The organism is Paenibacillus sp. T2-29 (genome assembly GCF_052921365.1).
This window is the reverse complement of sequence record NZ_JBREVE010000001.1, coordinates 179317-203807: the sequence shown is the minus strand read 5'-3', so window position 1 is coordinate 203807 and position 24491 is coordinate 179317. Positions and strand designations below refer to the sequence as shown.

General features: G+C 44.2%; 21 protein-coding genes and 1 pseudogene. 17 read left to right on the top strand and 5 right to left on the bottom strand.

What is annotated here, in order from left to right:
- Positions 1-19 precede the first annotated feature (19 nt).
- Positions 20-976 carry an aromatic acid exporter family protein gene (locus tag ACU1JV_RS01385; protein WP_013371555.1) on the top strand — a complete coding sequence of 319 codons (957 nt, stop codon included), beginning with the start codon at positions 20-22 and terminating at the stop codon, positions 974-976.
- Between the two features lie 21 nt (positions 977-997).
- Here the strand turns inward: ACU1JV_RS01385 and ACU1JV_RS01380 are convergent, their stop codons facing one another.
- Positions 998-2314, bottom strand: coding sequence for an amino acid permease (locus ACU1JV_RS01380; RefSeq protein WP_058829678.1), 1317 nt, complete (start codon positions 2312-2314; stop codon positions 998-1000).
- Positions 2315-2429: 115 nt separating this feature from the next.
- On the opposite strand from ACU1JV_RS01380, the gene ACU1JV_RS01375 reads away from it, so the two are divergent.
- From ACU1JV_RS01375 to ACU1JV_RS01315, 13 genes and pseudogenes are all read left to right on the top strand, one after another.
- On the top strand, positions 2430-3326 hold the full coding sequence (locus tag ACU1JV_RS01375) for a LysR family transcriptional regulator (RefSeq protein WP_413986519.1): 897 nt from the start codon (positions 2430-2432) through the stop codon (positions 3324-3326).
- A 126-nt stretch (positions 3327-3452) separates the two neighbouring features.
- A complete protein-coding gene (locus ACU1JV_RS01370) occupies positions 3453-4010 on the top strand; it encodes an outer spore coat protein CotE (RefSeq protein ID WP_013371552.1) in 558 nt (185 codons plus the stop codon).
- Positions 4011-4135: 125 nt separating this feature from the next.
- Positions 4136-5371: a putative amidoligase domain-containing protein gene (locus ACU1JV_RS01365; RefSeq protein WP_058829677.1), complete on the top strand. Its 1236-nt coding sequence runs from the start codon at positions 4136-4138 to the stop codon at positions 5369-5371.
- A gap of 110 nt (positions 5372-5481) precedes the next feature.
- Entirely contained in the window at positions 5482-8301 is a 2820-nt protein-coding gene (mutS, locus tag ACU1JV_RS01360) for a DNA mismatch repair protein MutS (protein ID WP_025675104.1), read from the top strand.
- 70 nt (positions 8302-8371) lie between these two features.
- On the top strand, positions 8372-10531 hold the full coding sequence (gene mutL, locus ACU1JV_RS01355; RefSeq protein ID WP_413986518.1) for a DNA mismatch repair endonuclease MutL: 2160 nt from the start codon (positions 8372-8374) through the stop codon (positions 10529-10531).
- Positions 10532-10543: 12 nt separating this feature from the next.
- Entirely contained in the window at positions 10544-11395 is an 852-nt protein-coding gene (locus tag ACU1JV_RS01350; RefSeq protein WP_058829675.1) for a class I SAM-dependent methyltransferase, read from the top strand.
- Positions 11379-12359, top strand: coding sequence for a tRNA (adenosine(37)-N6)-dimethylallyltransferase MiaA (gene miaA / locus ACU1JV_RS01345; protein ID WP_058829674.1), 981 nt, complete (start codon positions 11379-11381; stop codon positions 12357-12359). Before ACU1JV_RS01350 ends, miaA begins: the two co-directional genes overlap by 17 nt.
- Positions 12360-12379: 20 nt before the next feature.
- Positions 12380-12622 (top strand): RNA chaperone Hfq, encoded by a 243-nt coding sequence (gene hfq, locus ACU1JV_RS01340; RefSeq protein WP_013371546.1) that lies wholly within the window; start codon positions 12380-12382, stop codon positions 12620-12622.
- Between the two features lie 190 nt (positions 12623-12812).
- Positions 12813-15473, top strand: coding sequence for a PBP1A family penicillin-binding protein (locus tag ACU1JV_RS01335; protein WP_165082452.1), 2661 nt, complete (start codon positions 12813-12815; stop codon positions 15471-15473).
- A gap of 165 nt (positions 15474-15638) precedes the next feature.
- Positions 15639-16196 carry a DUF402 domain-containing protein gene (locus ACU1JV_RS01330; RefSeq protein ID WP_013371544.1) on the top strand — a complete coding sequence of 186 codons (558 nt, stop codon included), beginning with the start codon at positions 15639-15641 and terminating at the stop codon, positions 16194-16196.
- Entirely contained in the window at positions 16193-16888 is a 696-nt protein-coding gene (locus ACU1JV_RS01325) for a YdcF family protein (RefSeq protein WP_165082453.1), read from the top strand. Before ACU1JV_RS01330 ends, ACU1JV_RS01325 begins: the two co-directional genes overlap by 4 nt.
- Positions 16889-17002: 114 nt before the next feature.
- Positions 17003-17584, top strand: a pseudogene (locus ACU1JV_RS01320) (AAA family ATPase); the annotation flags it as partial.
- 736 nt (positions 17585-18320) lie between these two features.
- Positions 18321-18734 (top strand): hypothetical protein, encoded by a 414-nt coding sequence (locus ACU1JV_RS01315; RefSeq protein ID WP_029518111.1) that lies wholly within the window; start codon positions 18321-18323, stop codon positions 18732-18734.
- A gap of 18 nt (positions 18735-18752) precedes the next feature.
- On the opposite strand, the gene ACU1JV_RS01310 is transcribed toward ACU1JV_RS01315, so the two are convergent.
- Positions 18753-19124: a helix-turn-helix domain-containing protein gene (locus tag ACU1JV_RS01310; protein WP_152526746.1), complete on the bottom strand. Its 372-nt coding sequence runs from the start codon at positions 19122-19124 to the stop codon at positions 18753-18755.
- A gap of 432 nt (positions 19125-19556) precedes the next feature.
- Here ACU1JV_RS01310 and ACU1JV_RS01305 point away from each other — a divergent pair, with 432 nt between their 5' ends.
- A complete protein-coding gene (locus ACU1JV_RS01305) occupies positions 19557-20012 on the top strand; it encodes a hypothetical protein (RefSeq protein WP_029518109.1) in 456 nt (151 codons plus the stop codon).
- 251 nt (positions 20013-20263) lie between these two features.
- On the opposite strand, the gene ACU1JV_RS01300 is transcribed toward ACU1JV_RS01305, so the two are convergent.
- Positions 20264-20554 carry a DUF3139 domain-containing protein gene (locus ACU1JV_RS01300; protein ID WP_413986515.1) on the bottom strand — a complete coding sequence of 97 codons (291 nt, stop codon included), beginning with the start codon at positions 20552-20554 and terminating at the stop codon, positions 20264-20266.
- 298 nt (positions 20555-20852) lie between these two features.
- Here ACU1JV_RS01300 and ACU1JV_RS01295 point away from each other — a divergent pair, with 298 nt between their 5' ends.
- Positions 20853-22271 carry a helix-turn-helix domain-containing protein gene (locus tag ACU1JV_RS01295; RefSeq protein ID WP_413986514.1) on the top strand — a complete coding sequence of 473 codons (1419 nt, stop codon included), beginning with the start codon at positions 20853-20855 and terminating at the stop codon, positions 22269-22271.
- A 474-nt stretch (positions 22272-22745) separates the two neighbouring features.
- On the opposite strand, the gene ACU1JV_RS01290 is transcribed toward ACU1JV_RS01295, so the two are convergent.
- Positions 22746-23099 carry a hypothetical protein gene (locus ACU1JV_RS01290; protein WP_413986513.1) on the bottom strand — a complete coding sequence of 118 codons (354 nt, stop codon included), beginning with the start codon at positions 23097-23099 and terminating at the stop codon, positions 22746-22748.
- Positions 23100-23233: 134 nt separating this feature from the next.
- Here ACU1JV_RS01290 and ACU1JV_RS01285 point away from each other — a divergent pair, with 134 nt between their 5' ends.
- The gene (locus ACU1JV_RS01285) at positions 23234-23965 is read left to right on the top strand and encodes a hypothetical protein (protein ID WP_413986512.1); all 732 of its coding nucleotides are present in this window, start codon (positions 23234-23236) and stop codon (positions 23963-23965) included.
- Between the two features lie 106 nt (positions 23966-24071).
- Here ACU1JV_RS01285 and ACU1JV_RS01280 read toward each other — a convergent pair whose 3' ends face one another.
- Entirely contained in the window at positions 24072-24485 is a 414-nt protein-coding gene (locus ACU1JV_RS01280) for a hypothetical protein (protein WP_413986511.1), read from the bottom strand.
- Between the last annotated feature and the right edge of the window lie 6 nt (positions 24486-24491).

Here is a 24491-nt window from a genome sequence, read left to right as displayed (position 1 = left end):
GAGGGGACAGAATTTTTTCATGGGCTTTCGTACGATTAAAACGGCTATTGCCGCATTAATGGCCGTACTTATTGCGGAGGGAGTAGGCATTCACGGAGCCACCTCGGCAGGGCTTTTAGCAATTTTGGGGGTGGATGTCACACGCAAGAGAAGTCTCCGCACCATTTCGGCGAGATTTTTTGCATCCGTCGTGGGACTTCTTTTTGCTTGTGTTTTGTTTGTGGTATTCGGATTCCATGATTGGGTGCTTGCATTATATATTTTAACGGCGTTTCCGGTCATTGTACGGGTGGGCTTTAAGGAAGGCATTGTCACGGGTTCGGTCGTGGTTTTCCGAGTATTCAGCGGCGGTGTGATTGATATGGAGGTACTGCTGACCCAGCTGGCTCTGCTGGTGATTGGGCTGGGTTCTGCGATGGTTGTCAATCTAGCTTATATGCCGCGTTCTGATAATACAATGCAACAAATCCGGCAGGAGGTGGATCGGACATTTTCTGTTATATTCAGAAATATGGCCAACACGCTGCGTAGTCCGGCATACATATGGGATGGCAAGGAAGTTATTGAAGCGGACAGCGTGATCACCAAAGGGGTCACTGAGGCGGGTCGTTCATTGGAAAATCAAATGCTTCGTCCCCAAGAAGGCTGGAATGTGTATTTTTATATGCGCAAAGAACAGCTGGATTCGATTCAAAACATGATGCAGTTGATCGCACAAATGTATCAGCACATGCCGCAGGCCAAGCTTCTGGCCGAGCTGTTCGACCAGCTTAGCAACGACGTTTTGGCTGGACATTATACAGGACAGACCGAGAAGCTGTTGGAGCAGGTTCGTGAAGAATTTAAAGCCATGGAGCTTCCCGCAACTCGGGAGGAATTTGAGATTCGTTCAGCATTATTGCAGCTTACACATGAGCTTCACCAGTATTTGAAAATCGCTAAAAAGGACAAGGCCCCTACTCCGGTGAAAAATTAGAGTAAGGACCTTGAGCGGCTACTATCCATGACGGACAGTAGCCTTTTCTTGTTCAGTAACGGCAGAATTCGGATGAGTGAAAGTCCGTTTATGCCGAATTCGATCTGTGATCCACAAGACAACGGTGATCAGGCAAGGGTAAAGCATGGCCCACCCGACAAAGGGGAAAACAACTGCCGTGGAAATGAAGGAAATCCAACTAATGGAAACTCCCCAACGACTCCCACGTAGGAGCTTGATTCCTGCTGCACAACCCCCTAGATAGGTCAGAATGAAGGTAGCGTTCGGCAATTGGATCAGGTTGGTGAGTGAAACAGCACCGCTACTGTACAACACCATAATGATCACGAAGCAGACGCTAAGAAAAGCAATGCCCCCGATGGGGGTATGGAAGCGTTGGGATAACACGCCCATCCAGCGAAAGGCCTGTCCTTGTCGAGATAAAGCATAAGCGACTCGTGAAGCGGCACCCACGTAAGCAATAATAGTAGCGGTGCAAATAAAGATCCCCGTCAAGCCCGCAATGATCGCACCCCATGGCCCGATAGCCCGACTAATCACCCATATGAGCGAAGCATCCGAACCTCCTGCAAGGTAACTTTGTGTGCCTACCGTAGCAAGCGCAGTAAGGAAATAAAGCAAACCCACAATGATGGCTGCAATGGTCACACCTCTAACGGCAGACCGCTCGGGATTGGTAAATTCCTCTGACATATGGGACACAGCCTCCCAGCCGATAAAGCACCAGAACAGAATCGCAGCTGCTTGGCCGACAGAAAGCCAGCCATGTGGAACAAACGGCGTGAAGTGAACAGTTTTCATCTGAGGGAGTGCTGCGGCAATAGCGAATATCAGGACGGCAACGATGGCTATAACGACGGCAATCTGAATACGTCCGGCAACCTTCATACCAATCCAGTTGATGACCAGGCCCACCGCCAGCATGGCAGCGGCCAACATTATGCGGCTTTCCTCTCCCCAGCCCATAGCTGCGGTCATATAGCCGGCTCCGGTAAGTGCGGCAACAGGGGCCCCAATTGGAACCGACATGAGAAAAAACCACCCGATATAAGCACCAGCCCGTGGGGAAAAGGCCAACGTCACAAAATGCGATACCCCTCCCGCATTTGGGAATTTCGCGGATAGAAGTCCCATGGAAAGCGCCATTGGCAGAATGAGCAGGGTCATGAATCCCCATGCCAGCAACGATGCTGGACCCGCCATTTGGGCGGCAAGACCAGGCACAATCAATACCCCCGAACCCAATACAGCTCCGATATAGAGCGCAATGGCCTGTGGAAGACCAATAGTGGATTGAAGCTTATTTTCATTCGTCATGCAGAAAGGCCTTCTTTCTCTTGTTATTTTCTCCAGCTTATCAGATAATCAATCTATCGGAAAAACGGAATATTACGATTGCTTGCATCGGAAAAATCGATTGAAGGAGCGGATTATGGAATCGCGGCATTTGTTTACCTTTATAAATGTAGTGGAGGCAGGCAGTTTTACGCGAGCAGCGCGTATACTGGATTATGCACAGTCAAGTATTACTGCTCAAATTCAAACACTGGAGACGGAATTGGGTACGCCGCTGTTTGATCGCATTGGCAAGAAAATTATGCTGACCGATGCCGGACGACGCCTGCTGCCCTATGCGCAGGAAATTTCCAAGATGCATGCTATGGCCAAGGATGCGCTTCGTTCAGAAACAGAATTAGCAGGAACGCTAAAAATAGGAGCACCAGAGTCTCTGGCTGCTTTTCGTTTGCCGAGTCTGATCCGTGAGTACAGGGAGCGGTACCCAAAGGTTAAAATTGTACTTAAACCCGGCGAATGCTGGGAATTACGTGATTTGATCCGTTCCGGTGAATTGGATTTGGCTTTTATGCTTCAACCTGAGACGGAGGATAGGGAACTGAATATCACCACGCTTATTCATGAGCCGATGGCGCTGGTTGCGCCACTGAAGCATTCGCTGGTTGCCTATACACAGGTAGAGCCTGCCGACTTGAAGGACGAAACCATTTTGCATACGGAGGCTGGATGTACGTACCGAATCCTTTTTGAGCAGTATTTGAACAAACACGGTATTTTTGCAGATCCTAGTCTGGAATTTTGGAGCATAGAAGCCATCAAGCAATGCGTCATGGCTGGACTGGGTATTGCGCTGCTTCCGCTGGTTACGGTACAAAATGAGCTGCGAGAAGGGAAAATGGCACGTCTAGCCTGGGATGACAGTGAACAGCAGGTGGCTACTCAGGTCGCTTATCACACGAAAAAGTGGAAATCGCCAGCTCTCAGCGAATTTTTACAGATCGTTGAGCAGCATGTAACACATTGGCGTGCATGAGTTCAAGCCATGGCGGCATATGCTTATACAAATAATATTTTTTCCTTTTCGCCTATTCACTCAACATTCGCCCACAACCTGCATACATATGTATGGAATGATTGATTGTATGGAGGAGGTTCAAGAATGGCATTAAGTCATAAAAATCGTAGAGAGATTATTACCAAAGCGATCTGTGGTAAAGGTCGCAGATTCTCTACCGTAACCCATACCGTAACTCCGCCGAATAATCCGACCAGTATTTTGGGGGCATGGATTATTAACCACCAGTATGAAGCTGTGGCGGCTGGAGACGGCATTGAGGTCATCGGGACGTATGATATCAATATTTGGTACTCATACGATAAAAACTCGCAGACCGATGTGGCTAAGGAAACGGTGTCGTACGTAGAAAATGTGCCGCTCTCGTATCTTGATCCGAAGCACCGGGCGTCTACAGTGGAAGTATCCGCCGAAGCTACACAGGAGCCAAGTTGCGTCGAGGCCAGTGTGTCTTCTGGAGGTGGCAGCGTAATGATCCGGGTCGAGCGGGAATTTGCGGTGGAGCTGGTGGCGGAAACGAAGATTGTTGTAGAAGTATTCCCGTATGGCAGCAGTGACGATTTTGACAAGGACTTTGATTTTGGAGCGGAAGAGGGGGACTATGAGGAGCTCGACCCCGACCTCATTGACGACGAGCTCTGACAGGAGTGACCAAAAAGAGGGCCACTTTACTCTTTGCGCCGGCTGATATTGCGCAGGGGGCAAAGGCCCTCCTTTTTTGTCGTTTGGATTGTTTAAGTCCGTACGTAGATCGGTAAGGGGGAGTTATGATGCGGCAACCGGGACAGGCGCTCAGACGTTTCAAACAGATGACGGACGATGAAAAAATGCGCAGATTGGAGCGCTCAGGTATTTCGGTTCGTTGGCTGGATGAGAGTACAGCAGATTTTGCGATCGGCTACGCGGTGCAAATCCATCAACTACGGGTGCTGGAAATCCGTAGACGTGCCCTCGAAGGTTCTACTAAGGTTAGTGCATATGATCGGTCTGATCTACATTATCAATCACCGCTCTATGTCCGGATGGAGCGGCTGGCTGTACGTGCGTTGTATACTCTCGGTTTGGACAGTGGTGAGGTAGTGCTGACGCTGCTGGGAGAACGTAATTGTCAGGTTCGCCATGTCTTGGCACAGCCCTGGCTGAACGATAGACGTTTGGCCACGCTATATGAAGCTGCTGCTCGTGAAGAGGATGCTCCGGGAGAGGAACTTTCAGCGGAACGGGGCAGAGCGCGACTATTAATCGGAATGGATCCCGAATTTGTGCTGGTTCGTATGCCAGAGGGGAGGGTTGTTCCGGCCTCTCGATATTTGGGCCGATTAGGCGTAGCCGGCTGCGATGCCGTTACCCGCCGAGGACGAACGCTATACCCAGTCGCTGAGCTTCGTCCTGCACCAAGTGAAGATCCGGCCCGTCTGCTGAGGCACCTGCGCCAAGCTTTTGCGATAGCAGCTCGGCAGATAGATGACCATACGCTCATCTGGCAGGCGGGCGGAATGCCGCAACCGGGTTTTCCCTTGGGCGGACATCTGCATTTCAGCGGGGTTCCGCTAAATGGTGCCCTACTCAGGGCACTAGATAACTATTTGGCGTTGCCTCTGGCGCTGCTGGAAGACAAGCGCTCGGCTCGGCGCAGACCGCATTATGGCAATTTGGGCGATTTTCGCCGTCAGTCTTACGGAGGCTTTGAATATCGAACACTGCCCAGTTTTCTAATCTCGCCACAGCTGGCGAAAGGTGTGATTGGGATGGCGTTTCTGATTGCTTCCCAATACTCACGTTTGCAGCGTAGGCCGCTGGGAGAAGAAGAGGCTCACAGAGCTTTTTATGAAGGGAATCAGGTTGTACTTAGAGAGTATATGGAGCCACTTATTTTAGATATGATTTCATTAGAGATCTTTTCTCAATATGAAGCTTATATAGCGCCACTGCTGGATAGCCTTCGCAAGGGAAAACAATGGGATGAAACACGGGATTTGCGCCCGTACTGGAAGCTTTCGTAAAATCAAGTGTCAACACCCGAGAGGGTTTCATGTTATCGACTGTCATTTTTGATATAATGAAAGGTAAATATGAGTTTAAACGGAACAAAGTGTGGGGGTTAGGAAACGGTATGTCTAAATATACACCGATGATCGAGCAATATTTATCTATAAAAGAGCAGGCTAAAGACGCATTTTTGTTTTTCCGCCTGGGCGATTTTTACGAGATGTTTTTTGATGATGCGATTCTTGCATCCAAGGAGCTGGAAATTACACTGACTGGTCGTGAGGGTGGCGTCGCGGAGAAAATTCCGATGTGCGGCGTGCCTTATCATTCAGCAGAAAATTACATACAACGCCTTATTGAGAAGGGTTATAAGGTGGCCATCTGTGAACAAATGGAGGAAGCCTCAGCTACCAAGGGAATGGTACGGCGGGATATTGTCCGTGTTGTGACCCCGGGTACGGTCATGGAGGGCAAGGTGCTGGGTGATAAATCCAACAATTACATGGTATGTGTCACAGAGACGGACGGGATGCTGGCGCTGGCGGCATGCGACTTGTCGACAGGTGAACTCTATGTGACTTCCGTACCTGATTCGAAAGAATGGCTATTAGATGAAATTAACATTTATGAGCCGTCCGAAATGTTGGGGGATGGTCATTTGCTTGATTTTGTGACCTCCCGTATGTCCCCTGTTGGAAGGCGGGTTGTGTATACGGCGTGGGACAAATCCAAGGATGATCTGGTACGGGATCAATTTGGTGAAGCCACGTGGGCAAGGCTTACGGAGGAACGCAGACGGTGCGTATCGCGCCTGATTTCCTATTTAAATGAAACGCAAAAAAGATCGTTAGGTCAACTGACCCAAATCTCGGTCTATGAGCCTAATCATTTTATGATTCTGGATCCATTTACCCGCCGGAATCTGGAACTGGTGGAGACGGTGCGTGAGCGCTCCAAGAAAGGCTCGTTGCTGTGGTTGCTGGATCGGACAGAGACATCCATGGGCGCACGTTTGTTACGTCGTTGGATCGACAAGCCGCTGTTGAGTAGCAATATAATTGAGGAACGGTTAGAAGCGGTAGACAAGCTATACCACCAGTTTATTTTCCGCGAGGATGTACGTGCTCAGCTTAAAGAGATTTACGACCTGGAGCGTTTGGTAGGACGGATCGCTTTTGGTAGTGCTAATGCACGAGATTTGATCGCCCTCAAGCTGTCTCTGGCCCAAATTCCGTCTTTACGCGAGCTGTGCGCTGAATCTCCGTCGAATACGCTGAGACGGATTGCACAAACATTGGACAGCTGTGCAGACCTGTGTACGCTGATTGAGGAAGCAGTGGCTGATGAACCCCCGATTTCCGTAAGAGATGGAGGGCTTATAAAGGAAGGCTATCATCAGCGTCTAGACGAACTGCGTGAGGCGAGTGTGAACGGTAAGCGTTGGATTGCTGAGCTGGAGGCCAAAGAACGAGTAGCAACCGGCATTCGGTCACTCAAAATCGGATACAACAAAGTGTTTGGTTATTACATCGAGGTGACCAAATCCAATTTGGCATCATTACCGGAAGGTCGATATGAACGCAAACAGACATTGGCGAATGCAGAACGGTATATCACACCGGAATTGAAGGAAAAGGAATCGCTGATTTTGGAAGCTGAGGATAAGATGGTGGATCTGGAGTACACGCTTTTCTCAGAGCTACGCAGTAAACTGAACGCTGAAATTCCCCGTCTGCAAAAGCTGGCAGAGCAAGTTGCTGAAATTGACGTGTATCAGTCGCTGGCAACGGTTAGCGCGGAACGTGGATTCGTGAAGCCTGAGCTGACAACAGGATATGATTTTGTAGTGGAACAGGGACGGCACCCCGTTGTGGAAGCCGTCATGAAAGATGGCGGCTTTATCGCCAACAACACAGTGTTGGAAGAATCCGATGCGCATATTCTACTCATCACCGGTCCGAATATGGCTGGGAAAAGTACGTATATGCGTCAGGTTGCACTCATTGCGATTATGGCTCAAATTGGCTGCTTTGTCCCGGCTGCACGTGCTAAAGTGCCGATGCTGGATCGCATTTTCACACGGATCGGCGCAGCGGATGATCTCATTGGTGGACAGAGTACGTTTATGGTCGAAATGGCAGATATTCAAGTCATGACGGACAAGGCAACTCCACGAAGTCTGATTATAATTGATGAACTGGGACGAGGAACGTCCACCAGCGAAGGGATGGCAATTGCACAAGCGGTCATCGAATTTGTGCATGATACGATTGGCTGTAAGGCGCTGGTATCTACGCACTTCCATGAGCTGGCCCATTTGGAGCAAGGTCTATCTTCGCTGCGAAATTATTCCATGGCCGTGCAGGAAAGCGGCGATAAGGTGAATTTTCTACGCAAGCTCATACCGGGCGCGGCTAGTAGTAGCTATGGTATTTATTGTGCCCGACTTGCAGGTTTGCCTAATAACATTATTGAGCGAGCAAATGGTCTACTGTATGGTTTTGAACAGGCGGCAGCTCAAGTAACGGCAGGCACCGAGACAGCAAGAGTAGCGAAGGAAGGGACTGATCTTCGTACAGTGCCAGGGACAGAAGAGATTTCTCCAATGTCCGCAAAATATGCGGACCAGACATTGCAAGCAAACGGAGAAACTGCACCACCAGTCCAGTCTGGATCACAGCAAGCTACCCTGGTAAAAGAAGATACACTACAGAATGTGGAAGATTCAGGTGAGTTGGAGCATGCAGCTTCTGACGTGGTACAGCTGTCCATTTTCGGAGAGCAGGACCTTGCTCCCTCCAAGCCACACTCAGAGACGGTAGAAGCTAATCCGATCGTGCGCCAAATTTTGCGGAAGGTGAAAAATGCTGATGTCATGAATATGACACCCTTACAGGCGATGCAACTGTTAAATGAATTAAAGAACAAGGCCAATGGTCTGTAATTAAGAATATTAGATATTATTATTTTGCTTATTTTTCATCACACTTTGAAGTCAGGAGGAGGTTAAAAGGATGTCTAAAATTCGAGTGCTAGATGAGCATATTGCGAATCAGATTGCTGCCGGTGAGGTCGTGGAACGTCCAGTCTCCGTCGTGAAGGAGCTGGTGGAAAATGCGATTGATGCGGGCGGTACACGAGTGGACGTATGGGTAGAAGAGGGCGGCCTGCAAAGTATTCGGGTGACGGATAATGGCAGTGGGATAGAGCCTGAGGACGTGGAAACGGCATTTTATCGACATGCGACAAGCAAAATCGGACATGGCCGAGACTTGTTCCAGATCACAAGTCTCGGCTTCCGGGGAGAGGCATTGCCAAGTATAGCGGCTGTCTCAAAAGTAGAGCTACTCACAGCAGCAGGAGATGACGGCCGTGCCCGTAAATTGGTGATTGAGGGCGGTAAACTGATGCTTCACGAGGATGCTGCTGGAAGGCAGGGGACGGATTTTACCGTACGCGATCTGTTTTATAATACACCTGCACGGCTAAAATATATGAAAACGATCCAGACGGAATTGGGACACATTTCGGATGTATTGTACCGAATGGCGCTTTCGCACCCAGAAGTGGCCTTTACATTGCGGCATAATGGTAATACATTGTTGCAAACGCTGGGCAATGGTGATTTGCTCCAAGTGATTGCTGCTATTTACGGAACTTCTGCGGCGAAATCAATGTTGATGGTGGAAGGAGAGAGCCTTGATTACCGAATTAGCGGCTATGTCAGTCGCCCAGAGTGGACCAGATCGAATCGAAATGCAATCTCGACAGTAGTGAATGGACGATTTGTGCGGAGCTATGGGCTCAATCAGGCACTGCTCAAGGCGTATCATACTTTGTTGCCGATTAATCGTTATCCGCTGGCTGTGATCCAACTGGACATGCATCCTTCTTTGGTGGATGTTAATGTCCATCCAGCCAAGCTGGAGGTGAGGTTCAGCAAAGAAGCTGAACTGTTTCAGCTGGTTGAAGATTCGGTAAAAGCTGTTTTAGGGCAGCAAGTGCTGATTCCAAAGGCAGTCAAACGCGAAATTGGCGGCAAGGATAGCGGCTCATTTGTGCAGGAGCAGTTTCATTTCTCGAAAGGAAATAGTGCAAAAGTAGATACTTCTGCAGATAATATAAGCAGTAATGAAAGTAATGAAAGTAATGAAAGTAATGAAAGTAATGAAAGTAATGAAAGTAATGAAAGTAATGAAGAGAGTAAGAAGTTTAGCCATGAACATGAGCAACTTCCGAATAGGGGGAGCCATTCCGTCATTGGACAGGCCAACACTCTCGCTCGTCAAAGTATCAGTGATGATGAGCTGGATGCAGATTTTGTGGAAGAAAACAACGAGGGTGATGTTAGAGGAGGCGTGTCGCTTCCTGATGGGACGACTACTCGGATATCCACAGGAGATCATGCCGAAACAGATGTCTCTTCCTCGTACAGCGAAGGGATACAGGAAACGGCTGCTTCTGCTACTTACCGTCCTGCTGTTTCACCAATTGCAGACAACACTACTAAATTCACGGATCAGAAGCCGCGCCAGGAGCATCTAAATACAGAGCAATTGACAGCGTTGTCGGGGGCAGCCCCTGAGGTGCCTACTTTTCCTGAGCTGAATTTAATCGGTCAGCACCATGGGACCTATCTGATTGCGCAGAATGACCAGGGCTTGTATTTAATTGATCAGCATGCCGCCCATGAGCGGGTCAATTACGAATTTTATTACGAAAAATTTGGCAACCCTGAATCAGTATCACAGGAGTTGTTACTGCCAATTACATTGGAATTTACGCCTTCCGAGACGGAAAAATTGAAAACGAGGTTGCACTGGTTTGAACAGGCGGGGGTGTATTTGGAGCATTTTGGCGGGCAAACCTTCCGTGTCAGCTCATATCCGTACTGGCTCCCCAAAGGAGAAGAAGCGGATGTCATTGAGGAAATGGCCGGATGGGTACTGGAGGAAAAAGCCATTGATCTTGCTAAACTGCGGGAAGCAGCCTCAATCATGTGCTCCTGCCGGGCTTCGATTAAAGCAAATCAGAAGCTGACTGACCGACAGGCTGCCGTGCTGCTAGAGCGTTTGGCAGCCTGCAAACAACCCTATACCTGCCCGCATGGGCGCCCCATCGTTGTTTCCTTTTCCACATATGATCTGGAGAAGCTGTTTAAAAGAGTAATGTAAGGGAGTATAAATATGTTGCAGGATTGGGAAAACCGTGAAGAAGAAAAGCAGATGATGCTTCGTGATAAGCAAGCTGAATTACTGGTCACGACAGGAGATTCTCCCTCGGACGAGGTTGTGGAGCGCGCGAAGTTGCTTGCAGCCGAGCTTGGGGTGCTGTACGCTCCACGTCGCGGCATATCAGTAGCTAAGCTAATCGCTGTTCACAGAGTCCGTCAGGCTCTGGTGCTGGTGCAGGGCGGGGTGAGGCTTATTGGCCCGGAACAATCACCGATGATTTTTCATCCAAGCATGGGATTCATTCGAGCTAAAAGGGTATTAAAGGGCGAGGCTGATCCGATGTTGACGGCTGCCCGACTTGCCCCGGGTGATACCGTGCTCGATTGCACGGCAGGGCTCGGTACGGATTCTCTTCTATTCTCGATTGGAACGGGAAGCTCTGGACAAGTTACAGCTGTGGAGAGTTCCTTCCCTGTCTATGCATTAATCAAGGATGGGATGAGGCATTACCGTTCCGGTAACGCTGCAGTGGATAAAGCCTTTTCAGACATTGACGTTCGTTATGGTCATCATCTGGACTATTTGCGTAGCTTGCCGAATCGAAGTGTAGATATTATTTATTTTGACCCGATGTTCCGTGATCCGTTGCTTGATTCCAGTGCAATCGGTCCATTGAGAGGATTGGCTAATCCAGATGCGTTGAATGAAGAAAGTATTGCTCATGCGAAAAGGGTTGCACGAAAAACAATCGTAATGAAAGAAAAAAGGGGTAGCGGAGAGTTTGCCCGCCTCGGCTTCCGTGTGGAGCAACGGGGCACAACGAAAACAGTGTACGGAGTGATTGATATTGACAGTGGCATCTAAGCCTAAACTACTTGTTCTTGTTGGCCCGACTGCGGTTGGCAAGACGAAACTAAGCATCGAAATGGCTCGACAATTTGAAGCAGAAATTATTTCCGGGGATTCCATGCAGGTATACCGTCATATGGACATTGGAACTGCCAAAATTTCCGAACAGGAAATGAAAGGAATCAAGCACCATTTAATCGATATTCATGAGCCTGAATACCCATATTCAGTAGCCCAATTTCAGGAAGACTGTCGTCGTCTCATACCTGATATTCAATCTAGGGGAAAGCTACCTTTCATCGTAGGCGGAACGGGTTTGTATGTAGAATCGGTTTGCTATGAATACCAGTTTTCTGAGGTAGGGGCTGATGAAGCTTTTCGCCAGGAACAGCTTGACTATGCCGATCAGTTTGGGGCCGAAGCGCTTCATGCGCGACTACAGGCAGTTGATCCCGAAAGTGCACTTCGTCTGCATCCTAATGATCGTCGTCGAGTCGTGAGAGCGCTGGAAATTTACCATGTTAGCGGAACAACACTTAGCTCTCAACTTGCCAGTCAAAAAAAGGAATCTCCCTACCAACTCTGCATCGTAGGTTTGACAATGGATAGGCAAATGCTATATAAACGTATTGAAGACCGAATTGACGGGATGCTCGATCAAGGGCTTGTTGCTGAGGTAACCTCCTTAATGGAACGGGGAGTGCGAAGCGATGCCATCTCCATGCAAGGTCTAGGCTATAAAGAGATATCCTCCTACCTGCGGGGAGAGGTGTCTTTGGAGGAGGCGGTGACTTGGCTAAAACGGGATACGCGTCATTTTGCGAAGCGACAGCTCTCGTGGTTTCGCCATATGAAGGATATCCAGTGGGTAGATGTCACTGATTTCGAAAATTTTTCTGCTCATGTAGCCCGAATACACGAAATTATAGCAGGAAAGTTCCGGACAGACCTTGAATATACTTCAAAACAATCCAAATGATTATTGGGGGTACGGCTAAAATGAACAAGTCTATTAATATCCAAGATACGTTTCTGAACCAATTGCGCAAGGATTCTATACCTGTAACGGTATACCTCATCAATGGATTCCAGGTGCGAGGAACGATTAAAGCATTTGACAATTTTACAATTGTTATCGATTCGGATGGAAAGCAACAGCTGATCTACAAGCATGCCATCTCCACCTTTACACCGCAACGCAACGTATCGCTTGTACAACAAGATAACGCTAGCGATAACTGATTACGGCTGGGCGGACGCCCGGGTAATGAAACTTTTCAGGCGTCCGTCTCGTCTAACTGTATAGGAATGTGACCGGGAGCAACCTGATCAGGGTTGTTCTTTTCATTCCGTTTACTTTCATGCTGCCGACAGCTAGCTCTAAGCTTAGGCTCGGTGACATAATGATTATTCGCGAAAGGGAGTCAGGGGAATGCCAAACGATTCATTGTCCAGATCCGGCAATCGCAATAGAAACACATCTAAAGAGAAGCCGAAGGGCAAGAAAAAGAAAATAACAGGTAAGCGAGTTGGGTGGACGCTTTTTATTACAGCAGCATTAGCCATATTTTGCGCACTTGGTGGTTATTTATTTGTCATGGTTAATGGCGAAAAAATCTACAAAGCCAACAAGGACAAAATTACAGTGAACGAGACATCAAAGGTTTATGACCGCAACGGTGTGCTCATGGGTGAGCTGTCTGTGCAAAAAAGTGACCCAGTGAAAAGTGAAGAAATTCCACCGTTGCTCAAAAAAGCTTTTATCGCAACTGAGGATAAGCGTTTTATGGAGCATCAAGGAGTTGATATTTGGTCTATCGGTCGGGCGGCAGTGAAGGATATCGTTGCTCGTTCTGCGGTGGAGGGCGGCAGTACGCTGACTCAGCAGTTGGCCAAAAACTTGTTTTTGACACGTGACAAAACCTTTTTCCGTAAAGCGACAGAGGTATCCATCGCAATGGCGCTAGAGCGGAATTTGACTAAAGATGAAATTATTACGCTATACCTGAATCGGATTTGGTTTGGACGCTCGTATTCCGGTATTAAAGCAGCCTCGGAAGGCTATTTTGGGCAATCGAACTTAAAAGAACTAAAATTGTGGCAGATTGCTACACTGGCAGCTATTCCAAAAGGGCCTTCCAAGTATAACCCGATCAGTAACCCGGAAAACTCAAAGGCCCGACGTGCTGTGGTTCTCCAGCTGATGTTTGAGCAGGGAATGATTGGCAAGCAGGAAATGGAAGAGGCCAAGGCTATAAATTACGATTACAAACAACCGGAAAAAGTGCAAAAGTATCAAAATTTTATGGAATATGTCATGGATGAGGCAGAGGATGCCTTGCCAGGAGTCAGCGGCAATGATCTGATTATTGGCGGTTATAAAATTCATACGACAATGGATGCTCAGGCTCAAAATGCGCTGGACCAAGCGATGGCAGATGATGATATGTTCGAAAAGAGTCCAGACGATCAGCCTGTTCAAGCCTCTATGGTTATTATTAACAACCAAACAGGTGGTATTGCCGCGATGGCACCCGGACGGGATTATAAAAAGGGAACCTTCAATCGTGCGACACAGAGCCGCAGACAGCCAGGATCGGCCTTTAAGCCGATTGTAGCCTATGCGCCAGCTCTTGAATCCGGTAAATTTACGATAGATACTCCTTTGAGTAACGAACGGCAGAGCTTTAACGGATACAGTCCGAAAAACTTGCATGGTTACTCTTCGACCATCAGCATGATTGATGCCATTACGAAGTCTGAAAATATACCACCTGTATGGTTGTTGAACCAAATCGGTGTGGAAAAAGGGGTTCAATTCGCCGAGAGCGTAGGCATACCGATGGACAAAAATGATCACTCGCTTGCTATCGCATTAGGGGGATTAAGCAAAGGAACAAATACCCTCGAAATGGCGCAGGCCTATAGCGCTTTTGCCAATAAGGGACAATTCCAAAAAGCTTACTCCATTAAACAAATTAATAATAGTGATGATCAAGTGGTTTATACTCATAATGAGGAATCCAAATCTGTTATGAGTGAGAAAACGGCTTATGAAATGACAAAAATGATGCAAAATGTGGTCAATAGCGGTACAGGTCGCAAAGCACGTATTGACTGGCCTGTAGCTGGTAAAACGGGTACGACCCAAAGTGGAATCAGCGGCAACAGTGGTAACCGGGACATTTGGTTTGTCGGTTATACGCCGGAATATACCGGAGCTGTATGGATGGGGTATGACAAGCCGGACAGTAAGCATATGTTGAGAAACTACAGTGGGCAGTCGGCTGCCTTTTTCGGAAGGGTCATGGGTGAAGCTCTCAAGGGGCATCCGGTAACGCAATTTAGCGAGCCGAAGGGATATGAACCACCGGTTGAAGAGAAGCCAGAAGAGCCGGTTCAGGCCACCGCTCCTAGCGGACTGAGCGGGTCTTATAGTCAGGATACCCAAATTGTATCGTTGTCTTGGAATGCGGCAGAGGGAGACAATGTACAATACCGTGTTTATCGTAAAGAGTCTTCCGAAGGAAGCTTCCGGACGATTATGGAGGCGATGAGAGGCACGAGTGGTGAAGATACGTCTCCTGTAGCTGGAAAAACGTATCAATACTATGTCGTAGCTTATGGAGCGGATGGTAAAGAATCCGCAGCTTCCAATACGATTAGTGTTGAAATTCCGGCAGAGACTACTCCGATAGATCCGCAGCCAGGAAACGATCCTAATCAGGATGGAATCGTACCGGATAATGGCGAGAATATAGACGGTCAGAACGGCACAGACCAGGGGAATACGATTCCTGGAGGTACTGATAACGGTACTGGTACTGACCAAGTTCCAACGTCTCCTGGAGGTAACAATGGAAATGGTACTGGAGGCACAGGCAACAGTAACGACAATTTTGGGAACGGAAACGATACAAATACGGGGAATGGTCAGACGACTACACCGGATTCAGGTATAACTGATGAAAATACTATGACCAATCCAGAAAATACAGATGCATCTACCACAGGTGCTATTATGGATGGAAGTCAGGAAGGCACATCCAACGGTCATTCAAACTCCAATCGTGGACGTCACAACCGGGATTAGCAAATATGTTTTATGTAAGATGATAGTGGCTTCAAATCAAAGGTATTTTCGGACTGTTTTGACAGTCTGAAAATACCTTTTTTGCTGTAATACAGGGGTTATTTTTGAGTGTACAGTTTAAATATGGTAAGCTGGTTTTACCAATGTTGGAGAGGAACATCATTTATGAAGCGCAAATTCGGAGACCGGGCCAACTGGCGCAGAATCACCAATCGCAAGTTTGCTTGCCGGTATGTAGAAAGTGATGCGTTTACAGGATATGTGACCCTGTATACTATTTTGAGTCTCAAGGAGCCATTATGGAAAAGTTATGGTGGTCATACGTTTTGCATAGCCGATAAAGGTTATTCCTGGTTACAATATTATCCCAAAGGTAAGCATTATGTGGTGACTGCTATGTTTGACAATCGAGAGCAAATCGTTGAATGGTACATTGACACCTGCCGAAATCAAGGAGTAACCGATCAAGGAGTTCCTTGGTTTGATGATTTGTATTTGGATGTGGTCGTGCTTAAAAACGGTGAAATCTTTCTGGTGGATGAGGATGAACTGGAGGAGGCGCTACAACGGGGACATATTTCTACGCAAGAAGCAGAATTGGCTAACCGAACGGCGGCTGACTTGTTACATCAGATCGATGCTCATATGTTCCCCTATTTTAAAATGTCGCTGAAACACCGGGCTGAATGGTTTCACAACGGTGATTTTAAGAGAGAACGGTGAAATTTTTGCAGTGGATTAAAAGCACTGGGCCCCAACGCCATGAGCCAAAAAGCAGGCAAAGTCGCAATGGGAAAATATTTATGGTATCGAAGCGTTTCATACTTGGTTTGATGATTTTTATTTTGGTCGGATTCGTATGGGCAGGTATCCGAGTATGGAATATGAATACAGCTGCCTCTACCAATCCACTCCAGCATGCACAAATTGGTATCGTACTAGGTGCCTCTATGTGGGGAGCTGAGCCCAGTCCTGGTTTAAAAGAAAGGTTAGAAGAAGCCTTGCGGTTATATCGCAACGGGACGGTGCAGCGGCTAATTGTAAGTGGAGGACTGGATCAACCTGATTTTCCGTACACGGAGGCCGAGGGGATGCAACACTACTTGGTAGATAGGGGAGTCCCTGTACAGCATATTCTATTAGAAAACCAGGCGACCAGTACTTACGAAAATCTGCTCTACAGCCAGCGTATCATGAAGGAATATGACTGGAACTCCACCGTAATCATCACACATAGCTATCATGGACCTCGGGCGATGGAGATTGCTCAATTTTTGAATTTTGATCATCCTCAGATGGCTCTGACCGAATCCAAAGTGCTAGATATGCCAATCCATCAATCAAGAGAAGTGTTGGCTTACGCTAAATGGACGCTGCAACGGTGGTGGATCAGTGCTCAAACTTGGATTGCCTGAATTGAGGGAAGGCTTAGTGCACGTTCTCGTTGCTTTTATGCTAATAAGGACATGCTGGACCGAATACATTAATAGGGTAAGCTGTGCCTGAAGAAATGTTGAGGTGATGGATGCATGAACGGACGGGGAATCGCCGCGGGCAAGCGGTCGGAGGAGAGACCTTCCAGACAAATCAATGTCGTGCTGCGTAGCCCGGAGCCGATCGCTTCGGTGACTGTGGACGAGACGGAATCAGTGGCTTCGACCAAGTCGCAGGCGCTACCGCAGTATCTCAGTCTTTATCAGGAAATTCAGAAAGAACTCGATCATCTCGTCGGCTTGGATAACATCAAAGAGCTGGTATTTGAGGTATATGCCTTTTTACAAATCGCCCACATGCGCACTGATGCAGGTCTGTTGAGCAACGCACACGTATATCACATGATTTTCAAAGGAAATCCAGGTACGGGGAAAACGACAGTAGCCCGCATTATCGCTAAAATGCTGCAAAAAATGGGGGTGCTGAGTAAGGGCCATCTGATTGAGGTGGAGAGGGCTGATTTGGTAGGTGAGTATATCGGCCACACCGCACAAAAAACGCGGGACCTGGTAAAGAAATCTCTTGGCGGCGTGCTGTTCATTGATGAGGCTTACAGTTTAGCACGCGGAGGGGAAAAGGATTTTGGAAAAGAAGCGATTGATACCCTGGTAAAGACGGAAGTCTAGTAATCTATGCTTATGATTTAATAGAGTTAGATAAGCCAAAGTGGGGAGGTGAAGACAGAAAGAATAAATGGGAAGAATACGAGAGTCAACTAGAAGAACTATTAAAGCTATATCAAGTCGATCTATTAAGCTTTGAACAAATTGCCGAGAAGGTTAATATAGACTGGTGGACAGTGAAATCGCTCTTCAAAGCAAAAGGAATTAAATTGATAAGTCACAAAGAAAGATCAAAGATAAAGCGCGCCAAAGACTATCCCTTACTGTATGACCTACACTACAATCAAGGACTAACGTTGAATCAAATCTATGCTAAATATAAGTATAGTCCTCCGTATGTAAGACAAGTATTTAGAGAGAATCATACTTTACCATAGATGTGGAGGTCACAATGATCCACAAGTGCCTAGAACGGGAAATTAACGTGAATTCTGTTATTGAGAGGATTCCTATTAAGCAGTGTATTTGGAGGCTTTAAAATAGAAGATAGGGGCTTAATATGTTGTTAAATATGTCTCCAAGGTGGTAAATGAGGGTTTTCTCATTATGTGGAAAGCATAAAATACTTATTAATTGTAATTATTGATGCCGAAAACAATAGAGAATGCAATAGATTATTAAAAAGAGGGTTGCCTGTAGCTAAGCTATCCTCTTTTTATGATAAATGATATAGTTACATAGAACTATGTTTATGGTATAATTTTCCCATTACATAATAGGAGGTTTTTTAATGGCAAGAAGGATAGGAGTATTTAGTACAGGAGAGTTACCATTAATTCTAGTGTCTGGAGTAGAGGAAATGAAAGGCGCTCACAGTGCTGTTCCTTACGAAACACATTATGGTTTAATGACATACCATGAAGAAGAATTTATTATTATTACTGTAACAGTCAAATATGATAACGAAAAAGAAGAAAGAGTATTCACTGTGAATTTCAATGCACAAGCCAACAGACAAGCATTATTGAATTTTGCTAAAGGTGCGCCAATTTGGTTTACAGCAGCAGACGCTGGTTTCATTAAAAATGATATGCTAGGTGCAGAAGTACAACTTGAACTTATGAAACTTGGATGTGTGCATATTATCCCACCAAATCCAATAGTTGCCATGAGTATAAACGCTTTTTTAGAACAACATCAATAAGACCCTAATTGGGTCTTTTTATTTTCCATACTTCAGTTTATTTATAGTTTGCTCAAGCTCCTGTATAACTTCCTCTTTAGTTGTGTCATAGAAAAGCTGCAACTCTTCTTCGCTTTGACTTCTCATTTTAACGCCTTCGTATTCTTTTCCTTTTAATATCCAATCAGTCGAAACCTCAAAATAATCTGAGAGAGCTATAATTAAATCTACATTGGGCTTGTTTCGATCGTTTTCAAGGTTTCCAATTGTACCTTTTGTTACTTTTTTAAATCCTATATGATTGTTGTTTTCGTCATACATTGGAATCTTTAAATCCTCAATTAGCATTTCGACAGTAAGCCCTTTTCTAATCCTAAGAAATCTAGTCCTACTTCCAATTGATTCTAACATGTATTTATCACCCCAATAACCATTCATCTCATTATGTACAATATCATTATAGCGATATTCTGATATTTGTATACGATTTACATACAAAGTTTTGTACTTTTTCTTGTTGACAATATAATAGATTGGTCGTATGCTGATGACAAGGTACAAAACTTTGTACTTTTTAATTTGGGAAATATTAAAACTTTGTTAGTAAAAGGAGGGCTACATACAAAATCTAAATTCGTCCCAAAAAAGTCCTCAACTCAGTAAAAAATCGACCTGTGATATGAGGAAGGGAATGTGTGATCAACTTTGACCTAATTTGTTTCATCCAAATATATGAAACCATGTGGGTACATTGGCGTATATCCATATATAACCTTTGACGCATAACATACTGGTTACAATATTACAAACTTCGCAGATGCGAATTAAAAGGAGATAGTGCATGTGACAATTTTACTTAATAAGAGCTACGTAACTTCCCTGACCATTACAAACACAAAGCGAGATGGATTTGACCCTAATCTGACTTTTGAAAAACTTTTGGTCCTTCTCGACATTTCGCCTAAAGCTGAAACCCTTATTGCAACAATGAAATTTACACTCAATACAGTCGAACGCTTAAATGAATTTTTGGAGCGCAAGTCGGATGTGATACATGAATTGACTTTATTAGTTCAGATAAGAAAAGAGTATATCGACGCTTATGGTTACAAGGATAAAGCTTCTTTTGTTCGTGACTATTATCGCAATAAACAATCTGCATTCGAACGAATGTTTCAAGAGGAAGTCTTTCAATGGAAAATGGACAGATACCGCACCGATGATCCTGAGAGAATATACGATACATACGTACAACAAGGGAAATATGCACACATGACCGAAGTGGCTTTGTTTGCTTAGTTATGTTTAACAAAAAATAGCCTTCCACGAGAACATTGTCTCAAAGAAGGCTATAAATAATAAACTGGAGAGAAGAGGTACAAGCAGTATATGCTTTATTTTTCTATTTTATACCCTATCATTCTTATAAAATTATCATTTTATCGTAACAACGTATCGTACATACTACACTGTACTTGATGAGCACTATAACGACGAAGATACAATCATCGAACGTTGCAAAATTACGAACAAGTCCGCATAGCCTTTGTTTATCTTTCGGGAGGACTTAACTGTGTCCATTCTGAAGCGTCTCTATCCGTAAATATATACTCTGTGTTAGGATCATCTCTAAACCTAACTGTAACAGGATATTTAGGCATTAAACTGAGCCTTGCTTTAATACTTAGAATATCAGATTCAGAGTATCTCTTCTCATTAATAAGATAGGATTTTAAGCCTTGCTCCAGAGAATTCAATTTTATTTGCAAAGACAAATATAAACCACCACTAACTACGATAATCAAAATTGACAAGGTAATCATAATTTTTTTCTTTTTCAATATATGACCTCCTTGGCATTAGTGTATCTATCTGGTCTGTTAACTTTAAGTAGCGATAAATTGCATTCTGATTTCCACAAATAATAAAACTACATAATGATACTTTTAATCATAAAATCATCGCAAACTATCCCAAAAGGTATCTTGATATCAAATATGAAAAGTATATGATTTTGTACCAAAAGATGGTACAATCAAAAGCGATAAAACAAATGTATTTTACTACTTGTTTCATAATTATAAATTATATTTATCTGTGCATTATATAGTGAGTTCACGCTGAAAGGGTGGTTTATCCATGAAAATTACACCCACGATAAGAGCAGAATTGGAACAATATCTAAAACAAGAAGGCTTAACATTATCGCAATTTGGACAAATCGCAGGGATGAATAGGGGAATAATAAGTAGCATTGTTACAGGTAATAAATCTATGTCTATTAATCAGCTTGATCGAATTACTGAAGCTATGGGTTTACCAGAAGGCCACCTATACGATCTATTTATAGAAAACTACATTATTGACATTCCTCCAAATATGAGACGAATAGAGCCATTTTTGTATCGTTGTGCGGAATTGGACAAGTTGGATGCAATCCGTCGAGTGGTGGGAGCCATCATGGACAATCTGCTGTATTCACCCAAGCTATTTGAAATAGCGGAAGAATTATTGTCGCAGGGACGACATGAGGCTGCATTGCTGCTCTATGAGGGGGTAGCTGAAGCGGAGAGATATCAACATTCTGAACGTTTGGCAGTCTGTCAATATCGTATATTCACGATTCAGATTGGTGATGACCAAAGCCGAAATGTCAGGGCGGCTTCGATATTTGAAGCTTTTGTTGAGCGTCTAAATGAAATAGACCAGCTCGATGCATTAAAGGACTTGGCAAACGTGTACAGGTCTTTGCGTAAATGGGACAAGGTTGATGAAATGGCAAGGAAAATGAGAAGAAAAGCGGAAATCCAATATTCGATCAAACATCAGCAGAAGAAACGTGAGCATAATGAGTCTGAAAAGAAGCTAAGTCGTCCCATGTTTGTGTACATTAGCTATGCAGATTTATTATGTGCAGGTGTATGTGAATCACGGGAAGATTACGAACAGGCTCTACAATTTACATACGCCTACGCAGAATTAGATTGGGTCAAAGAGACAGACGAGGACACACAACACTGGATTAATTTGTTCAAAGGTTGGGCGCAAGCTAACGTTACCGCAAATAAGCTTTTATCTGGAGATATAAGCGCCTTATATGATTATGTTGAATATATTGGTGCACCGTCAGATACATCTGAACAAGATAAGGTTACCCAACTTTTGAATATTATGATGACGGCAAACCGATACCAGATAGACGTAAATGATATACTTCAGCGTTTTGAAACAGATATTAATTCACTTTTGCAATTTCCGCAATCCAGTGATATGTATACCCAACAGGTGATACCAGAGCAATATGCACGCTTTAGTTATGAATTGGCTTATTATTATTTACATCGAGGTTCTTACAGTGATGGTTTTAAACATTTGATGTATTCAATGGTAAGTTATCATACACTAAATAATGAGACTTATTTTATAAAATGTATGGTGTTGTTTGAGCGTTATCGAGCTTATGCAGTATCCGAAACTAAGGCAGCATATTTAGAATTTATTGAAAGGGTGTGGATAGCTGATGTTAAGAAAAATGGTGCTATTGATCGTCGCAACTAGTTTTTTGTTTATCGTAACTGCACCTGTTCAGACTCATAGCCAACACCAGAGTATCGGGCTGTACGATCAACAAGGGGGGGCTTAACATTTCAAAGGAATGAGGAAAGATAAAAAACCAGCATAACAAAAATACGCTCCCTAAAACGGATATTGGAGAAACCTAACACAGGTTTAGCCGATAAAATTCTAGGGAGTGTATTTTTATATATATGAGTAATCAGCATACATATGGAATTGGTGACCAAAATTATTTTGCTCACCAAAACTCAAGAGGATATTGCTATTGATTTGAATATAACCACGCAGCAGCTACACAACTACAAAAAACCTCTAATTCTTATTCCTGAGTTGCAGGATATGGTTGGGGCTTAGGAGTTTTGTTAGTAAATAAAGTGAATAAGTACAATACAAAACCACAACTGCGTGACAAATGTTTGTTACCTAATACATATCTTTGCAATAGGAAAAAGTGCATTATTTTTTCTGTGTGATGAAATCCAACCATTTATTTAAGTTATCTTTTGAAAACACTATTTGACCATCTAGATCAGCGTAAGGAATAAATTGATAAGTGTCATAAACCGATAGTTTCTTTTTTTGTTCTGTGTCTCTTTTTATAATATTGTCTAGTTGTGTCACGGGAATCTTTAGATATGCTGCTGCTTCTTCTTTGTTTAAAACGCTATCGCTTAAAGAAGATTGCGATATCTGAGGGTTGAGAATTTTTTCGTTGGAACTAAAATGTGCGTTAATATAGCTTCCAATTATAAAAGAACCACCAAGTATTATTGAGGATATCACTATTTTGAAATCTTTATCTTTATTCATTCACACCACTCCTTGGTAATAATACCTATACTATATCATTTTTTTCTATTTTTATGCTACAAAAAGAAGGAAATAGAATTTTTATGCAGAATATATTTATTGTATTACAAAAAATAGAAAAAGGATGATGATTTTTGAAGAAACTTACCGCAGTAATTCTATCCCTATCAACCGCTCTAGCTGTCTTTGCTCCAGTGTCTTTTGCTGAAGAAGATTCAGGCAATACCATTCAAAACACAACCGCTGAAATTACAGAGTCCAGTATTCAAGATGTTCCATCATCTGCAATTACCAGATTTGAACAACAAGGCAATCCAAATGCACGTGTTGAATTTGTTGATCCAAAGCTTGTTGAAAAAAATTCTGTGATCACACCTCAAGCTGGGGATCATCGCGTTTATGTAAAGTCAGAATATGCACTTGGTAGTAACAAAATTACTGGATATTCTGTTGGGCCAATTCAGAAACAAACACTTATTGTTAGTGTAGCTAAAGGACGGACTGCAACACGTAGTTCTAGCCTAACAGTAAGTGGAACAGTTTCAATTACAGCAACGGTTGATGCGAATATTGCATATATAGTTAAAGAAAGTCTTACAGGAAATGTGAGTGGTACAGTGTCTAAAACTTACAATACTACAGATGTATACTCTGGCCCTCCTGAAAGCTCACCGTACAAAACAAGAAACTATTACGCAGCTATCAACTACGATCAGTATAATACAACTATTGTTCGATATGATTATTATGATTATTATCTTGGAAATGTTTACCAAGGAAGACAAGCGGAAAATGCTGGGTACACTTATGTTAATGGAACAAAAAAACCTATTAATATTGAGTATCCAATAGATGTAAATTACTAATCTGACCTGAGTTTATGTGTATGTAAAGTGCATACAGCTTTGCTTCAAACTAGTTTTAACAAAAAAAGGGGAACCCTCATTTAATATTGAGAGTTCCCCTTAGTTATTATTTAGTAACTGGTGTGGCGGATACTGAGGTATCCAGTAATCGAATACCTTCATGAATTAGAATTTCGATTAACTTCAATTCTTTATCGGTCGGTGTAACTTCCAGCCTATTCAACAATCCATCAACTGTTTCAACGGCTACCTTTTCCTTTTGTTCAAATGTCAAAGCGTCATTGGAATAATTATGTACATATTCAATTACTTCACTTGCCACATCTAAAACAAAATTAGCTTTGCCTTTATGCTGTTCAGCAATTGGAAGTACCTCTAAAATCAATTTGCCTACATCGACACTCCCAAGAATACTATCCGTATCACTCAGATTGACACCTCTCTTTTTAAACCAAGTAATAACCAATACGCCTAATAGCACAAACAACACTGTTCCACCAATAATATAAATATCATTCACTTTACA

Excerpts from the sequence above, each read along its gene's own strand:
- ACU1JV_RS01385 (WP_013371555.1), top strand. The coding sequence starts at position 20 with ATGGGCTTTCGTACGATTAAAACGGCTATTGCCGCATTAATGGCCGTA.
- ACU1JV_RS01380 (WP_058829678.1), bottom strand. The coding sequence starts at position 2,314 with ATGACGAATGAAAATAAGCTTCAATCCACTATTGGTCTTCCACAGGCC.
- ACU1JV_RS01375 (WP_413986519.1), top strand. The coding sequence starts at position 2,430 with ATGGAATCGCGGCATTTGTTTACCTTTATAAATGTAGTGGAGGCAGGC.
- ACU1JV_RS01370 (WP_013371552.1), top strand. The coding sequence starts at position 3,453 with ATGGCATTAAGTCATAAAAATCGTAGAGAGATTATTACCAAAGCGATC.
- ACU1JV_RS01365 (WP_058829677.1), top strand. The coding sequence starts at position 4,136 with ATGATGCGGCAACCGGGACAGGCGCTCAGACGTTTCAAACAGATGACG.
- mutS (WP_025675104.1), top strand. The coding sequence starts at position 5,482 with ATGTCTAAATATACACCGATGATCGAGCAATATTTATCTATAAAAGAG.
- mutL (WP_413986518.1), top strand. The coding sequence starts at position 8,372 with ATGTCTAAAATTCGAGTGCTAGATGAGCATATTGCGAATCAGATTGCT.
- ACU1JV_RS01350 (WP_058829675.1), top strand. The coding sequence starts at position 10,544 with ATGTTGCAGGATTGGGAAAACCGTGAAGAAGAAAAGCAGATGATGCTT.
- hfq (WP_013371546.1), top strand. The coding sequence starts at position 12,380 with ATGAACAAGTCTATTAATATCCAAGATACGTTTCTGAACCAATTGCGC.
- ACU1JV_RS01335 (WP_165082452.1), top strand. The coding sequence starts at position 12,813 with ATGCCAAACGATTCATTGTCCAGATCCGGCAATCGCAATAGAAACACA.
- ACU1JV_RS01330 (WP_013371544.1), top strand. The coding sequence starts at position 15,639 with ATGAAGCGCAAATTCGGAGACCGGGCCAACTGGCGCAGAATCACCAAT.
- ACU1JV_RS01315 (WP_029518111.1), top strand. The coding sequence starts at position 18,321 with ATGGCAAGAAGGATAGGAGTATTTAGTACAGGAGAGTTACCATTAATT.
- ACU1JV_RS01310 (WP_152526746.1), bottom strand. The coding sequence starts at position 19,124 with ATGTTAGAATCAATTGGAAGTAGGACTAGATTTCTTAGGATTAGAAAA.
- ACU1JV_RS01295 (WP_413986514.1), top strand. The coding sequence starts at position 20,853 with ATGAAAATTACACCCACGATAAGAGCAGAATTGGAACAATATCTAAAA.
- ACU1JV_RS01290 (WP_413986513.1), bottom strand. The coding sequence starts at position 23,099 with ATGAATAAAGATAAAGATTTCAAAATAGTGATATCCTCAATAATACTT.